The organism is Streptomyces sp. NPDC088747 (assembly GCF_044751025.1).
GTDB lineage: Bacteria > Actinomycetota > Actinomycetes > Streptomycetales > Streptomycetaceae > Streptomyces.
Genome location: NZ_JBIVKZ010000007.1, coordinates 1 through 14,818 on the forward strand (window position 1 = coordinate 1; position 14,818 = coordinate 14,818).

Genomic DNA, 14,818 nt, shown 5'->3' on the forward strand with positions numbered 1-14,818 from the left:
CCCTCGCCGTGCGCGACTCGTCCACGATGCTGCGGCGCAACCTGCTGCACGCCCGGCGCTACCCGTCCATGACCCTCAACCTGCTGCTCACGCCGGTCATGCTGCTGCTGCTCTTCGTCTACATCTTCGGCGATGTGATGAGTGCCGGGATCGGGGACGGCGGGGCGGACCGGTCCCAGTACATCGCGTATCTCGTCCCGGGCATCCTGATGATGACCATCGGTGGCACCACGATCGGGACGGCGGTCTCCGTCTCCATGGACATGACCGAGGGCATCATCGCCCGTTTCCGCACCATGGCGATCCATCGAGGCTCGGTGCTCATCGGGCACGTCGTCGGCAGTGTGCTGCAGTGCGTGGTGAGCGTGGTCCTCGTAGGAGCCGTCGGTGTGGCCATCGGGTTCCGGTCCGTCGACGCCACGGTCCTGGAGTGGCTGGCGGCGTTCGGGCTGCTCGTGCTCTTCGCCATGGCGCTCACCTGGATCGCGGTCGGGATGGGTCTGGTCAGCCCGAACGCCGAGGCCGCCAGCAACAACGCGCTGCCGCTCATCTTCCTGCCGCTCATCTCCAGCACCTTCGTCCCCATCGACGCGATGCCGGGCTGGTTCCAGCCGGTGGCCGAGTACCAGCCGTTCACGTCGGCCATCGAGACGCTGCGCGGCCTGCTCCTCGGCACCGAGATCGGCAACAACGGATGGATCGCCATCGCCTGGTGCCTGGGCCTCGCCGTGCTCGGCTACTTCTGGTCCAAGGCCGTTTTCAACCGCGACCCGAAGTAGCGGTGAGGGCGGGACGGGCCGCTTCACAGGGCTCGTCCCGGCGGGGAACGACGTACTCGGGCGCCCCTGTGGTGCCCGAGTGGTCGTGGTTCACCCCTCCTGCCCATGGGTGGTGAAGAAGTCGATGAGGCCCTGCGGCGCGTTGTCGCCGAGCATGAGTTCGTACAGTTCGACGGCGTCGGCGGCTTCCGCGGCGCTGCGCGGGAACAGGGCCTGCTCGTACTCGGTGAGCGCGGCCTCGACGTCATCGGGGTGCGCGGCGATGGCCTTGCCGAGTTCGGCCCCGTCGTACATGGCCAGGTTGGCGCCCTCGCCGGACGGGATCATGAGGTGGGCGGCGTCTCCGAGCAGCGTCACTCCCGGAACCCGATCCCAGCGGTGCTCGCTCGGCAAGGTGTGAAGGGGGCGCAGGACGGGTGCGGTCTCGCCGTCGGTGATCAGGGCGGTGAGCTCCGGTGCCCAGCCGTCGAACTCCCGGGCGATCCGTGCGGCGGCCGTGGCGGAATCGCCGAAGTCGATGTCGGCGAACCACTCCTGCGGCCTGCGGAGCGCCACGTAGGTGTGGAGGGTCCCGCCGCTCTCCCGGTGGGCCTGGATTCCCTTCCCCGGCACGAGCGCGAACATCGCCCCTCCACCGACCGCCTTCGCGGCGGCGGCGTGCCGGGTGTCCGCGTCGAACAGATAGGTCTCGACGTACGACGTGCCGACGCACTCGGGCGTGGCGTCCGAGAGCAGCGGCCGGACGCGTGACCACGCGCCGTCCGCGCCGACCAGCAAGTTCGTGACGACGGAGGTGCCGTCGGCGAAGGACAACTCGTAGCCGCCGTCGTCGAGGGCGCGTACGCCGCTGACCTTGTGGTCCCACCGGACGGTGCCGGCCGGGAGCGATTCGAGCAGGATCCGGCGCAGCTCGCCACGCAGGGCCTCGGGCCGGGTGCCCGCGCCGTCGTCGGGCTCGTCGAACAGCACGGTGCCGTCCGGGGCGAGGGACCGGGTCGCCTCGCGGCCCTCCAGGACGATGCCGCGGAACTCCTCGGTCAGACCTGCCGCATCGAGGGCCGCCCGGCCGTTGTGCTCGTGGATGTCGAGCATTCCGCCCTGGGTGCGTGCCACCGGAGAGGACTCGGCCTCGTAGACGGTGGACGCGATTCCGTGAACGTGCAGGACGCGGGCGAGCGTGAGGCCGCCGAGTCCGGCTCCGATGATCGTGACGTGGGTGGTCATGGTGGTTCCCTTCCTTGATCGTGGCCCGCTGGGTAGGCCCGGCGGGTCGGCCTGGAACGGTGTTCCAGCGATTCCAGGATGGAACGGCGTTCCAGTCGTTGTCAAGCTGGAACGATGTTCCAGGGCGCTCTAGGATGGAGGCATGGCAACCAGGACGCGCCGTCCGGAACGACGGCAGGAACCGCTCTCCCGGGAGCGCATCGTCAGCGCCGCCGTCGAACTTCTCGACACGGTGGGGGAGAGCGGGCTCACGTTCCGCGCCCTGGCCGAACGGCTCGCCACCGGCCCCGGGGCGATCTACTGGCACGTCACGGGCAAGGCCGAACTCCTCGACGCCGCCACCGACGCCGTCGTCGCCACCGCGATCTCGGACGCCGCGGCCACTTCCGACGCCGCGGCCGTCTCCAATGCCGCGGCCGTCTCCGATGTAGCCCTCTCTGACGCAGCCGTCTCCGACGCCGACGGCGACGCGACTCCGCAGGAGGCGATCCGCGCCCTCGCCCTCGGTGTGTTCGACGCGATCGACGACCATCCCTGGGTCGGTACGCAGCTCGCCCGCGCACCGGGACAGTCACCGATGCTGCGGGTCTTCGAGCGCATCGGACGCCAGGTCCAGGCGCTCCGCGTGCCCGAAGGCGCCCACTTCACCGCGGCGTCCGCGTTGTTGAACTACATCCTCGGAGTGGCGGGCCAGAACGCCGCCAACGCACGGGCATTCCCGCCGGGCACGAACCGGACAGCGTTCCTCGACGCCGCGGCGACCGAATGGACCGAAATCGATCCCGACCAGTACGTGTTCACCAGGTCGGTCGTCGACCAACTGCGCGTGCACGACGACCGCGTGGAGTTCCTCGCCGGGATCGACCTCATCCTCGCGGGCATCACCGCACGCAGTTGGCCGACCGGCCGGCCCCGCACAGTCCCGGCCGGAGACGGCGCAGGCGCCCACGAGCGGGCCGGTGCGGAAGGAACCGGGTTCCACGACCGGGGTACTTCGACCGCCGGACCGGCCGCCGGCGACCGGAGCGGCGAGACGGGTGCGTGACCCGCGGTCCCGCGGACGGAGCGAAACGAGCCGGACGCGTGACCCGTGGTCCGGCTGACGGTCAGGTCTGCTTCTCCATGCTGATGGCCTGCCGGAGCTTCTCGCTGGCCTCTCCCGGTTCCTGCCGCTGGATCTCCAACAGTGCGGCCGCGATGGCGTCCAGCTTGCGCTGGATGGCGTGCTCGGCGCGCCGCTCGGAGTTCTTCAGCAGCGCCAGGAGCAGCAGCGACACGGCGGACATCGCCTCGCCCACCATGAGCAGCCAGGGGGTGGGCAGCTTCAGCAGGTGCGCGGTGATCGCGGAGGCGACCAGAACGAGGCACACGCCGAAGAAAGCGGGCGAGCTGGTGAAGTTGGAGGCGTGTTCGGCGAGACGATTGAACCGGCCGGGCCGGGCGCCGTCCCGGTCCGCGGGGTGCTGCGGCACCATGAGGTCACCGGCCGCCTTCACCGGGCTGTCCTGTCGGCAGAAGCCCGCAGGGCCCGGCCCGGCTCCTCGTCGAACCGCCCGCGCGACAGCGCACCCGTCGCCGTCCCGGCCAGAAACGTGACGCCGCTCGTGGCCGTCGACACCCCGTTCGCCGCACGGCCGGTCCACGCGCGGGACCCTGCGGGGCCGCCCGCGACGATTCCGCCGGGCGCTGTCGGGCGGATCGTCTCGCGGACTGCGAGCGGCGCGCCGAGGAGGCGCAGCGGGATCCCCTCAGGCGCGTCGACCTCCGGAAGGCTGGCGCGGTGTTCGCTCACCACAAGTCCTCTCTGAGACGTGCTGGGGCGCAGCGGCATTCGTGTGGCGATGCACACGAGCTGTCGGCGCCACGGGGAGGGCCGTCGTGGGCTTCGTCGGCTCTGGGATCAGTGGGTCGTGAGTACGCCCTCACGCAGGCGCCTCAAGGGCGATGAGCCGCACGTACCCCGCTTACCACGGAGCATGCCGCCGTGCGCGGAGGGCGGTGCCGTGGAGACGTGGACGATCCTCCGGTGAGCCCGGCACCCGCGCGGGGGCTTCCGCGCCTGCCGACGGGACTGATCAGGTGCACCACCAGGGGTGTCTGCGAGGATGGGCGGCATGGACGCGCGGCGTAGGAATCATGTGACGGTGACCGGACGCTCCGGAGCGCCCGTCGTGATGCTCGCGCACGGGTTCGGCTGCGACCAGAACATGTGGCGCCTGGTTACACCGGCCCTGGAACGCGACTTCACCGTCGTCCTCTTCGACCATGTGGGTGCCGGGAACTCGGACCTGTCGGCGTGGAACCCGGAGCGGTACTCGACGCTGGACGGGTACGTCGAGGACGTACTGGAGCTGTGCCGGGAGCTGGAGCTCGGCCCCGTGACGTTCGTGGGCCATTCGGTGAGCGCGATGATGGGGGTGCTGGCCGCCGCCCAGGACCCCGCGGCCTTCGCCGGACTGGTGCTGCTGGCGCCCTCTCCGTGCTTCGTCGACGACCCGGCGACCGGCTACCGGGGCGGGTTCAGCGCCGACGACATCGACGAACTCCTGGAGTCGCTTGAGGCGAACTATCTCGGCTGGTCGGGTGCGATGGCGCCGGTCATCATGGGCAACCCGGACCGCCCGGAGCTGGGCGAGGAGCTGACCAACAGCTTCTGCCGCACCGATCCCGCCATCGCCCGGGTCTTCGCCCGCGTGACGTTCCTGTCCGACAACCGCGCCGACCTCGCCAAGGTGACGGTGCCCGCCCTGGTGGCCCAGTCCGCCAGCGACGCGATCGCCCCGCCGGAGGTGGGCGCGTTCGTCCACGACCGGATTCCGGGCAGTCGTCTGGTCACGCTGAACGCCACCGGGCACTGCCCCCAGCTCGCCGCTCCCGAGGAGACCATCGCGGCGATCACCGCGTTCACCAAGGCGATCCGGTGATTTGGGACATCCGTGACGACGACGGCGGTCCCGAAAGAGCCGACGGGCCGGGGACCGACGAGGCACAGTTCTCCGCCCTCTTGGCGGACAGCGCCGAGGACCTGTACGAACACGCGCCCTGCGGCTACCTCTCCACCTTCCTGGACGGCCGGATCGCCAAGGTCAACACGACCCTGCTGGACTGGCTCGGCTACCGGCGTGCCGAGCTGCTGGACGGCAGGCACTTCTCCGACCTGCTCACCGTCGGCGGACGGATCTACCATGAGACCCACTTCGCCCCGCTGCTGCGGATGCAGGGCGAGGTCAGCGGTATCGCCCTGGAACTCAAGGCCGCCGACGGCTCCCGCCTGCCGGTCCTGGTCACGTCCACGGTGAAGTCGGGCAGCGACGGGCAGCCGCTGCTGATCCGTACCACCCTCTTCGACGCCCGAGACCGCCGCGCCTACGAGACGGAACTGCTGCGCGCCCGCCAGGAAGCCGAACGTGAACGCGAACGCCTCCAGCGCCTGGCGACCACCCTGCAGAAGTCGCTCCTCCCGCCCGCCCTGGCGAACGTGCCCGGCCTGGACGTGGCCGCGCACTACCACATCGCCTCCGTCGACCAGGTCGGCGGCGACTTCTACGACCTGTTCCCCCTGGCGACCGGCACCTGGGGTCTTTTCCTGGGCGACGTGTGCGGCAAGGGCGCCGCCGCGGCGGCCGTCACCTCCCTGGCCCGCTACACCCTGCGCGCCGCCGCCGTCATCGACCCGGACCCGATCACCGTCCTGGAGAACCTGAACACGGTCCTCAACCACGAGTACCAGGGCACCGACCCCCGGTTCTGCACGGTCATCTTCGGCCGTCTCACTCCCGACCACGACCGCGGCGGATTCCGCGTCACCCTGGCCAGCGGCGGCCATCCTCCCGCCCTGCTCATGCGCGCCGACGGTACGGCCGTCTACCTGCCCACACCGGGCGGCCAGCTCATCGGAGTCCTGCGTGACGTCGACATCGCCACCGTCACGGTCCACCTGGGGCCGGGCGACACGCTCCTGCTGCACACCGACGGGCTCACCGAGGCGCACACCAACGCCACGACCGGTGACGGGGACCGGTACGGCGACGACGCCCTCCTCGACTTCGCCTCCGCCCTGGCGCCCACCACGGCATCGGACACCGTCGGCGCCATCCGCGACCTCCTCGACACCTTCGGCACCGGTGTGGACGACGACACCGCCGTGCTGGCCATCCACGTGCCCTTACCCCCCAAGTGAAGAGCGACAGTGCCCCAGCCCTTGACCCTCCACACCCGTACGACCCCGGCCGGAGCGGTCGTCGAACTCGCCGGGGAACTCGACCACCACACGGCCGACCAGATCCGCGCCGCACTGCCCGGCCTCGCCCTGCGCCGGGGCCAGCAACTCGTGCTCGACCTCGACGGTCTCACCTTCTGTGACTCCAGCGGCATCACCGTGCTCATCGCCGCCCGCAACCACGCCCTGGCGGACGACGCGAGCATCGCCCTGGCCGCGGTCCCCGAACGCGTCAGCCGGATCTTCCGCGTGGTCGGCCTCGACCAGGTCTTCCCCACCCATCCCACGGCCCGGGCCGCCACAGCCGCCTGGCATCCCGCCGGCTGAACCGGCCGCCCCGCACCGCCGGGTCCACCTATGTGACGTATCGGCCAGTCGATCAACGGGAGATCTACGCTTTCACCTGGACGTTGATCGTTTCGGCGTGGGGAAGAGTGTTGCGAATGGCCAGTGCGGTCAGTGCTGTTGATATGCGTGTGGTGGTCATAGAGAGCATTCCGCTGATTCTGGGCGGCCTGTGTTCCGCGCTCGAAGACGACGGGATCACCGTCGCCGCTGCGACCCACGAGCCACTCGCCGGGATGCGGGCGGTCCGCGAGGAGAACCCCGATGTGGTCATCGTCGATCTCGACCTGCCCGGCCGGGCGGGGATCGGGCTGCTCCAGCGAATGCGGCGGCGACACCCCGGGGCGCGGCTGATCGCCACGGTGTCTCCGGAGCACGACGACGACAGCCTGCTGCTGACCGCCCTGATAGCGGGGGCCACGGGCTACCTGCTCAAGAACACCGAGACCGCGGATCTGCTGCGCACCGTGCGGGCCGTGCGGCGCGGGTATCTCACGCTGGGGCCCCGGGCCGGCGGTGAACTGTCCGCTCTCCTGGTGCGCTTGGCGGAGGCAGACGGAACGCTCCCGTTCCCGGCGCTGACCAACCGGGAACGGGAAGTGTTACGACTCGTATCCCTCGGTTATGGAAACCGTCGGATAGCGCAGGAGCTGTTCATATCGGAGAAGACCGTGCGCAACTATGTTTCGGCCATTCTGCCGAAAATCAATGTCTCCAGTCGGCTGGAGGCCATTGTCTCCGCACGGCTGGCCAGCCTGGAAACCGCCTATCCCGCCACGGGCTCCGTGGGTCTGGATCCGCAGCCGCAGAACTGCTGAACGGTGGTGGGGGACGGGTGCCCGGCCCAGTACCCGGCCCGTATTCGGACCGGGGGAGTGTCAGATGTCCTGGACGACCAGGCCTGCGGTCACCAGGGAGCGCACGCTGTCGCTCACCTGCCGGCCGACCTCCTGCGAGTCGGCCGGCAGTCCGGCGGCCCGGGCGTAGGCGGTGTGCAGCGCGTCGAGGTCACGTCCGTCGCACAGGGAGTACACCGTCCACGAGCGCGCGTTCAGCCAGTGCATCCGGGCCGTCCGCGCCGGGCTGACGACGAGTTGTCCCAGGCCGGGCAGGGCGCAGGCGTCCACCGGCGCGATCCGCTGGAGGGCGCCGTCGGGGAGGACCCGCGGCTGTTCCGGTCGTGTCTGCCGGGCCGTCGCCGAGGCGGGGTCACGGGGCAGCGGCGCCTCGGCGTCCACGAGCCGCAGCGCTGTCAGGAGCCAGCGGGCGAACCGGTGTCCGTTCTCCGTGAGTGCCTCCTCCGGCAGCGACAGCACGCACTCGGCCAGGTAGCGGGCCCGTTCCGCACTGGTCCGGAACTGGCCGTTCAGGGCGGCGGGGGTGCCGGGACTCGGCTCGTCGAGGTCCTCGGCGGGCGGCGGCGTGCCGAACCTCCGGCGCACCGCGTCGTCCGCGGCGGTGGCCGCGGCCCGGAACACCAGCAGATGCACGTAGAAGTGCAGCGCGACGAACACCCGGATGACCGTCCAGGAACCGATCCGCCAGGGGATCGGCACGCGCTCGGTGGCGTTCCTGACCACGGAACCCGTACGGAGCGCGTCGAAGAGCTTGAGGTGGGCGCCCTCGTGCAGCAGGCTCTCGGCGGCGAGCCACGGAGACGTGCAGCGTTCCGGCGCCAGCAGCACCGTCGAGGGCAGCGGGTCACCGCCCGACATGGACTGCAGGGGGCCCTCTTCGCTCTCCCGGTGTGCGAAACCCACCATGGTGACGTGTTCCAGCACCCCGGCTCCCGCAGCGGGCAGCAGCGTCGCCAGGAGTTCCGCGCCCTCTCTCAGGACGGCGCGGACGTCGTCCGTCGGATCGACCGGGCGCGTCGCCGGGCCACCGCCGAGCGCGTCGCGGTACAGCTCCATGAGGCGGTCGGCCAGCATCTCCTGCGCGTCGCCGTGCGGTGCCGGTTCGGTCAGGACCCAGGCGTCGCCGAGGCCCGGCCAGGCCAGTCCGTGCGGGTGAGTGAGGGCTTCGCAGGGTCCCATCGAGGACGGGGCGTCCGTGTGACCGACTACGTGGGCGCCGAACGAACTGCGCCCGAGTTCGCCGCTCTCCAGCCGCGCGAGGTCGACCTCGAAGCAGTTGCGCAGTACCGGGTCGTACAGCAGCGGGCGGAGGCGTTCGTCGCTCGCTCCGGCGGTCGCGCGCAGCACGTCGGCCGCTTCGTCGTCGTGCCGCGCCAGCATGGTCAGGCCCAGCCGGAACCGGGCGAGGTTGCGCTCACCGATGGCGGCGGAGTCGCCGAACTGCCGGTCGGCGCAGAGCAGGGCATCGGCCTGTGCCACCCGGCCGGTGACCGGTTCGGCGGCGGAGGATGAAGCTGACAACGGTGGACCGTCCTTCGGGGTCGGGCGGCGGGCACGGACGTGGGGGACACCGGTGCCGGGCCCACTCTCGGGCCCGGCACCGGCAGGGCGTGCCGCGGGTCAGGCGGTCCGGACCGCCTGGTACGACGGGAGCCAGGCGCGCTCCTCCGGAGCGTCGACGGCGATCGCCGGGGTTTCGTCGTCGAGGTAGGTCTGCGGAGCCAGGTCGGGGGTCTCGATGTGGTCTACCAGCATGTCCGGTCCCTTCGGTCGTCATTGGACGGAGTGGGCACGGGCAGGACGGATGACGCCCTGCCCGACGCATCATCTTCAGGCACCCCGTGTCCCGCGCCGATGGGCTCGATGTCCCGAATCTTGTCCCATGCCTCCGGCAAACACGACGACGGCTTACGCCCCGGGCGTAACGGCCGAACGCGTCGCGAGGCCCCCTGCACGCTGCTGCCATGACCTCCGTCCCCGCCCCCGAACGGCGCGCCACCTACCGGGAAGTGCTGGCCGACCGGCGCTTCCGGCTGCTGTTCGTGACCCGGACCCTGGCGGTCACGGCCGACTCGCTGCGGATCATGACCCTGTCGGTCCTCGTGTTCGCGACAACCGGCTCACCTCTGCTGGGCGCCCTCACGTTCGGCATCGGCTTCCTGCCGCAACTCGCCGGCTCACTCCTGCTCGGCTCCCTCGCCGACCGGGCCCGCCCGCGGCCCCTCATCACCGCGGGCTACGGCCTCCAGTTCGCGGCGGCCGCCGTCATGGGGATTGTCCACCTGCCGGTGGCGGTGATCCTGGTCCTCCTTGCCGCCGTGGCCTGCCTGACCCCCGTCTCCAGCGGTGCGACCAACCGGCTGGTCGCCGAGACGCTCACCGGCGACGCCTACGTGCTGGGACGCTCGCTGTCCAACATGTCCGCGTCCGCCGCCCAGTTGCTCGGCCTCGCCGGTGGCGGTGCCGCGGTCGGACTCCTCGGCCCGCGGACCGCCCTGCTGCTCAGCGCGGGCGCCTACCTGGTTGCCGCCGTCGCCGTCCGCCTCCGGCTGCCCGACCTGTCCGCACCCGAGCGGGCGACGGAGCCCGGATCGCGACAGGGCAGGGGCTCCGTACTGCGCCACAGCTGGTACGGCAACACGAAGCTGCTCGCCGAACGCAGGGTCCGCACGCTCCTGCTGGCCCAGTGGCTGCCACCCGCGTTCGTCGCCGGCGCCGAGAGCCTGATCGTCCCCTTCGTGGGCGACAACGACATGCCCGCCGGTTCGGCAGGACCGCTGCTCGCCTGCCTGCCGGTCGGCATGCTCGCCGGCGACCTGGCGCTAGCCCGTTTCGTCCGCCCAGCCGTACGGGAACGCCTGGTCGTCACTCTGGTGGTGGTCCTCGGCCTGCCGCTGGCCGGTTTCGCGCTGGACCCGCCATGGCCGGTCTGCGCGGCACTCCTGCTGGTCACCGGAACCGGCTTCGCCTACGCCCTCGGACTCCAGCGCCCCTTCCTCGACGCGATCCCCGAAGCCCGCCGCGGCCAGGCGTTCGGGTTGCTCAACGCCGGGCTGATGTCCGTCCAGGGCGTGGGTCCCGTCCTGTTCGGAGCGGTCGCCGAGTTCACCGACGCAGGCGTGTCCATGGCGCTCGCCGGCCTCGCGACGGTGTGCGTGGCCGGGTATCTGGCGCCGTGGCGCACCAGGCTCTACCGGTGAGACCGGGTGAGACCGGGTGAGACCTTGAGAGTGCGGCCGCTCGGCGGCCCGGCCGAAGTGCGTGCGAGGGTCGCGATCAGGACTTCCTGGAGGAGATCCGCGGCGGTGGCGCGGAGGTCGAGGCCTGACAGCCTCGACGCCGGTGGCAGTGTCCGCGCTCGGCCGCGACGCTTCCGGCTTCAGCGGCTCAGGCGACGCACCGCTTCGAGGAGTTGGTCGATGTCGGCGGCGCTGTGGGAGAAGGCGGTGACGAGCCGGACGACCCCCGGTTCCCAGCGGTCGTGGTAGAAGGCGTAGCCCTCGGCGAGGAGTCCTTCGGTCACCTGGTGGGGCAGGCGGCAGAAGAGGATGTTGGCCTGCGGGGTGGCCAGGAGGCCGGTGCCGGGGACGGCTTTCAGGCCGTCGCCGAGCCGGGTGGCCATCGCGTTGGCCTGGCGGGCGTTGCGCAACCAGAGCCCGTCCGTGAGGTACGCGTCGATCTGCGCCGTGTGGAAGCGCATCTTGGAGGCGAGCTGGCCGGCGCGCTTGGTGCGGAAGGCGAGTTCGGAGGCGAGCGCCGGATCGAAGCAGACGATGGCGTCGGCGGTCATCGCGCCGTTCTTGGTAGCGCCGAAGGACAGGACGTCGACGCCGGACTTCCAGGTCATCTCGGCCGGGGTGGCGCCGAGGTGGTCCAGGGCGTTGGCGAACCGCGCGCCGTCCATGTGGACGCGCAGTCCGGCATCCTCGGCGATGGCGGACAGGCGGCGGATCTCCTCCAGGGTGTAGACGCTGCCGCTCTCGGTGGCCTGGCTGATGCTCATCGCGGACGGCTGCACGCTGTGTACGTCACCGGCCTTGCGGCGCACCGCCGCCCGCAACGCCTCGGGGTCGATCTTGCTGTCGGCGCCCGGCACACCGACGAGCTTGGCCCCGTTGGTGAAGAACTCGGGCGCGCCGCATTCATCGGTGTTGATGTGGCTGTCGGGGTGGCAGAGGACACTGCCCCACGGTGGGGTGAGGGCGGCCAGACTCAGGCCGTTGGCCGCGGACCCGGTGGACACCGGGAAGACGTCGACGTCCCGCTCGAAGATCTCACGGAGCCTGCGCCGGGCGCTGTCGGTGAAGGGGTCGTTGCCGTACGGAAGAACCTGCCCGGTGGCCGCGTCGGCGACCGCCCGGGCTATCTCCGGGGATGCTCCGGCCATGTTGTCGCTGCTGAAGGCGCGGCTGGAGGGGGTGATGGCGTGGGTCGTACTCATGAGGGGTCTTCCTTGGTCTCGGGTGCTGCCCGGTCTCAGGTGCTGATGGGGGAGGCGAAGACGACGGTGATGTCCACTTCCTCGGCTCCGGTGCGGTAGAAGTGCGGGGCGTCCCCGGCGAAAGCGAGCATGTCTCCGGGGCCCAGATCGCGCGGGGCGTCGACGGGGCCTGCGGTGACGTGCCCGGTGGCGACGAGCAGGTGCTCGATCGTGCCGGTGGCGTGCGGGACGCCGGGCAGTTCCGTCTCGGGGGGAATGCGCAGCCGCCAGATCTCCAGGCTGTTGCCGCTGCTGATACGCCGCAGCAGCTCTCGTGAGACCTCGCCCGGCTCGATGTCCGTACCCGGCCGGAAGACCGGGCCGGTATCGGCGTCCCGTGCCAGCAGGTCGGCGATCGGAATGCGCAGGGCGATCGCGATCGCGTCCAGGGTGTCGATCGTCGGATTGCCGTTGCCGGCCTCCAACTGCGACAGCGTGGCCTTGCTCAGCCCCGCGCGCCGGGCCATCTCCGCGGCGCTCATGCCGCGCTGCTGTCGGCGCAGGCGGATCTTGGCGCCGACAGCAGCCGCGGTACTGCTCACCGGCTGTCGGCCGGACGGCGGGGGCGTCACCGGCGGCTCCAGCGCGTCGGGCCCGCCACGTGCCGCCCAGCCCGTCGGGGGCGGTACGAGCTGACCTGCCCGCCTACCTCTAGAGCCTCAACAAGATGAACCATACGTTCATTATACTGAACTATCGGGAGGTGTCACGGTCTGTACGCCGTGACCACGTGCACTCGCGCGCGGGACGGGCCCGAGTCGTCCGCACGTCGCATGAACCAATTCAGCGCGCGGCCCGGGATTAATCGGTTCAACCTGGGAACTCTGACACCTGCATTCCCACCACGGACCCCAGGTTCTGTGGCCGACCGACTTCAGGAGCCTCTCCGCCATGCGCGCACTGTCCCTCGTCTGTTCGCTGAACGCCTCGCCCACGTCCTCCAGCAGTCAGCTGCTCGCGGAGCAGGTGATGGCGGAATTCCGTGACCTCGAGGTGGAGGGAGAGGTGGTGCGGGTCGCGGACTTCGACGTCCGGCCCGGTGTGGAACTGGACATGGGCGAGGGCGACCAGTGGCCCCTGCTGCGCGAGAAGGTGATGCAGGCCGACATCGTCCTCATCGCCACCCCCATCTGGCTGGGGCATCCCTCCAGCATCTGCCAGCGGGTCCTGGAGCGGCTGGACGCGGAGCTGTCCGAGACGGACGACGAGGGCCGCCTGCTCACCTACAACAAGGTCGCGGCCGTCGCCGTCGTGGGGAACGAGGACGGGGCCCACAAGGTGAGTTCCGACGTCTTCCAGGGGCTCAACGACATCGGTTTCTCCCTCGCGCCAGGAGCGGTCACCTACTGGGTCGGTGAGGCCCAGCAGGGCACCGACTACCAGGACCTCAAGGAGACCCCCGACGCCGTGAAGGCGACGACTCACACCCTCGCCGTCAACGCCGTACACCTGGCCCGCCAGCTCACCGCTCACCCCTATCCGCCCAGCTGAGAACACGGAGCGCGCTACTCCGACCGCGAGGATCGCCGCCCTCGGCGCGGTCTCCGAGCACGCCCGCCCCGGTTCCCTGTGCCCACAGACCTGCCATGGGCGCGACCGTGCGGCCCCGGGCCACGGCCCGTCACCGAAGGAGAAGCCTTATTCACGTGTACGCGCATGCCCTGACCCGGGAGGCCAGGGCGGTCTGGCGGTCCGTCCGCCGGGCCGTCACCGAGCCGGGAGCCGACCGCGACACGGCGGTGCAGTCCCTCAAGGCAGCCGGAGCGGCACTCCTCGCCTGGGCGCTTGCCGGCTGGTGGTGGGACGCCCCGATGGCGCTGATGGCGCCGTGGACCGCGTTGTTCCTGGTGCAGAGCACTGTGTACCGCTCCCTGCTGTCCGCATTGCAGCAGTTCGCCATGGTCGTCGTCGGCACCCTCCTGGCCGCCGCGGCCGGCGTGCTGACGGACAACGCCATGGCCGCGATGGCACTGGCTCTCCCGCTGACCGTCCTCCTCGGCAACTACGCCCGTTTCGGCGCCCAGGGCCTCTACGCGCCGACCGCCGCACTGTTCGTCCTCGCCTACGGCTCCTATTCGGGCTACGACATCGCCCACAGGTTCCTGGAGACCCTCCTCGGGGCGGTCATCGGCATCGGTGTCAACGCCCTGGTGTTCCCGCCCGTCCACACGCGTCGGGTACGCCACCTGCGTGTCCGGCTCCCTCTCCAGTCGGCCGAGTTGCTGCACGAAGTCGCCGACGGTGTCGCCGAGGGGTACAGCGAGGAGCAGGCACGCGCCTGGTACGACCGTGCCCTGCGGCTCACCGACGGGGTGACCGACCTGCGGGAGCAGCGTCGCCGGTCGGACGAGAGCTACCGCGTCAACCCGGGACTCAGGCTGCGGCGCCGGGCCGCGCCCGCGCCGCCTTCCGCCACCTGGGATCTGGTGTGGGACCAGGTCACCGAGCACATCGCGACGACGGTACGCACGCTGGCCGAACCTGCCCGTAGGCCTGTCCTCTCCTCCGATGCCCGAGACACGCTGGCCGCGCTTCTGCGCGCCTCCGGCGACGCGTGCCGGTTCGACGAGTACGCGCACCAAGCCGAGGGGCGTCCCTGCGACGACGCCGGACGAACCCGGGATTTCCGCCACTCCCTGGCCCGGGCCTCCGCGGAGCACCGCCGCCTGACCGCCGTGTGCGCGGGCGAGGGCCGTACTGTCGCGCCGACAACCAGCGGGCTCCTGGCCGACACCAGAAGACTCCTGTCCGCCCTTCTGCGCATCGCCGATCCCGAGGCGGCCCTCATTCCGAGCCCCTCCGCCCGCCGCCACGAACAGGCGCGGGTCGGCGGCTGATCCGCGCCTGGGCAGAGCCGGAGAAGGACGGTGCCGCGCGCTGGTCAGCGGGCCTGATCGTCAGGCAACCGGCCGAA

Annotated in this window: 15 protein-coding genes and 1 pseudogene; 9 read left to right on the top strand and 7 right to left on the bottom strand. The window is 70.9% G+C overall.

The window, feature by feature from the left end:
- Window positions 1-779, top strand: a 779-nt coding sequence (locus tag ACIP79_RS18015; protein WP_401224310.1) for an ABC transporter permease, incomplete at its 5' end; no start/stop codon positions are given.
- A gap of 90 nt (window positions 780-869) precedes the next feature.
- Here ACIP79_RS18015 and ACIP79_RS18020 read toward each other — a convergent pair.
- Entirely contained in the window at window positions 870-2,003 is a 1,134-nt protein-coding gene (locus tag ACIP79_RS18020; protein WP_401224312.1) for an FAD-dependent oxidoreductase, read from the bottom strand.
- A 142-nt stretch (window positions 2,004-2,145) separates the two neighbouring features.
- Here ACIP79_RS18020 and ACIP79_RS18025 point away from each other — a divergent pair.
- Window positions 2,146-2,892, top strand: a pseudogene (locus ACIP79_RS18025) (TetR/AcrR family transcriptional regulator); the annotation flags it as partial.
- 217 nt (window positions 2,893-3,109) lie between these two features.
- On the opposite strand, the gene ACIP79_RS18030 reads toward ACIP79_RS18025, so the two are convergent.
- Together ACIP79_RS18030 and ACIP79_RS18035 are read right to left on the bottom strand one after the other, a co-directional pair.
- On the bottom strand, window positions 3,110-3,478 hold the full coding sequence (locus tag ACIP79_RS18030) for a low affinity iron permease family protein (protein WP_401224969.1): 369 nt from the start codon (window positions 3,476-3,478) through the stop codon (window positions 3,110-3,112).
- Between the two features lie 17 nt (window positions 3,479-3,495).
- Window positions 3,496-3,795, bottom strand: coding sequence for a hypothetical protein (locus ACIP79_RS18035; protein WP_401224314.1), 300 nt, complete (start codon window positions 3,793-3,795; stop codon window positions 3,496-3,498).
- Between the two features lie 322 nt (window positions 3,796-4,117).
- Between ACIP79_RS18035 and ACIP79_RS18040 the strand changes: the two genes are divergently transcribed.
- From ACIP79_RS18040 to ACIP79_RS18055, 4 genes are all read left to right on the top strand, one after another.
- Window positions 4,118-4,927, top strand: a complete 810-nt coding sequence (locus ACIP79_RS18040) for an alpha/beta fold hydrolase (protein WP_401224317.1) — start codon at window positions 4,118-4,120, stop codon at window positions 4,925-4,927.
- Entirely contained in the window at window positions 4,924-6,183 is a 1,260-nt protein-coding gene (locus ACIP79_RS18045) for a PP2C family protein-serine/threonine phosphatase (RefSeq protein WP_401224319.1), read from the top strand. Before ACIP79_RS18040 ends, ACIP79_RS18045 begins: the two co-directional genes overlap by 4 nt.
- Window positions 6,184-6,204: 21 nt before the next feature.
- On the top strand, window positions 6,205-6,549 hold the full coding sequence (locus ACIP79_RS18050) for an STAS domain-containing protein (RefSeq protein ID WP_401224321.1): 345 nt from the start codon (window positions 6,205-6,207) through the stop codon (window positions 6,547-6,549).
- Between the two features lie 116 nt (window positions 6,550-6,665).
- Window positions 6,666-7,385, top strand: a complete 720-nt coding sequence (locus tag ACIP79_RS18055) for a LuxR C-terminal-related transcriptional regulator (protein ID WP_401224322.1) — start codon at window positions 6,666-6,668, stop codon at window positions 7,383-7,385.
- 60 nt (window positions 7,386-7,445) lie between these two features.
- Here the strand turns inward: ACIP79_RS18055 and ACIP79_RS18060 are convergent, their stop codons facing one another.
- Window positions 7,446-8,945: an aKG-HExxH-type peptide beta-hydroxylase gene (locus ACIP79_RS18060; protein WP_401224325.1), complete on the bottom strand. Its 1,500-nt coding sequence runs from the start codon at window positions 8,943-8,945 to the stop codon at window positions 7,446-7,448.
- A gap of 99 nt (window positions 8,946-9,044) precedes the next feature.
- Window positions 9,045-9,179 (bottom strand): hypothetical protein, encoded by a 135-nt coding sequence (locus ACIP79_RS18065; RefSeq protein ID WP_383688437.1) that lies wholly within the window; start codon window positions 9,177-9,179, stop codon window positions 9,045-9,047.
- A gap of 209 nt (window positions 9,180-9,388) precedes the next feature.
- Here ACIP79_RS18065 and ACIP79_RS18070 point away from each other — a divergent pair, with 209 nt between their 5' ends.
- The gene (locus ACIP79_RS18070; RefSeq protein ID WP_401224328.1) at window positions 9,389-10,624 is read left to right on the top strand and encodes an MFS transporter; all 1,236 of its coding nucleotides are present in this window, start codon (window positions 9,389-9,391) and stop codon (window positions 10,622-10,624) included.
- Window positions 10,625-10,803: 179 nt separating this feature from the next.
- Here the strand turns inward: ACIP79_RS18070 and ACIP79_RS18075 are convergent, their stop codons facing one another.
- Together ACIP79_RS18075 and ACIP79_RS18080 are read right to left on the bottom strand one after the other, a co-directional pair.
- Window positions 10,804-11,865 (bottom strand): threonine aldolase family protein, encoded by a 1,062-nt coding sequence (locus tag ACIP79_RS18075; RefSeq protein ID WP_401224331.1) that lies wholly within the window; start codon window positions 11,863-11,865, stop codon window positions 10,804-10,806.
- Between the two features lie 35 nt (window positions 11,866-11,900).
- Window positions 11,901-12,476, bottom strand: a complete 576-nt coding sequence (locus ACIP79_RS18080; RefSeq protein WP_401224334.1) for a helix-turn-helix domain-containing protein — start codon at window positions 12,474-12,476, stop codon at window positions 11,901-11,903.
- Between the two features lie 319 nt (window positions 12,477-12,795).
- On the opposite strand from ACIP79_RS18080, the gene ACIP79_RS18085 reads away from it, so the two are divergent.
- Together ACIP79_RS18085 and ACIP79_RS18090 are read left to right on the top strand one after the other, a co-directional pair.
- The gene (locus ACIP79_RS18085) at window positions 12,796-13,395 is read left to right on the top strand and encodes a flavodoxin family protein (protein ID WP_401224336.1); all 600 of its coding nucleotides are present in this window, start codon (window positions 12,796-12,798) and stop codon (window positions 13,393-13,395) included.
- A gap of 155 nt (window positions 13,396-13,550) precedes the next feature.
- Window positions 13,551-14,741 (top strand): aromatic acid exporter family protein, encoded by a 1,191-nt coding sequence (locus ACIP79_RS18090; protein WP_401224338.1) that lies wholly within the window; start codon window positions 13,551-13,553, stop codon window positions 14,739-14,741.
- The last annotated feature ends 77 nt before the right edge of the window (window positions 14,742-14,818 follow it).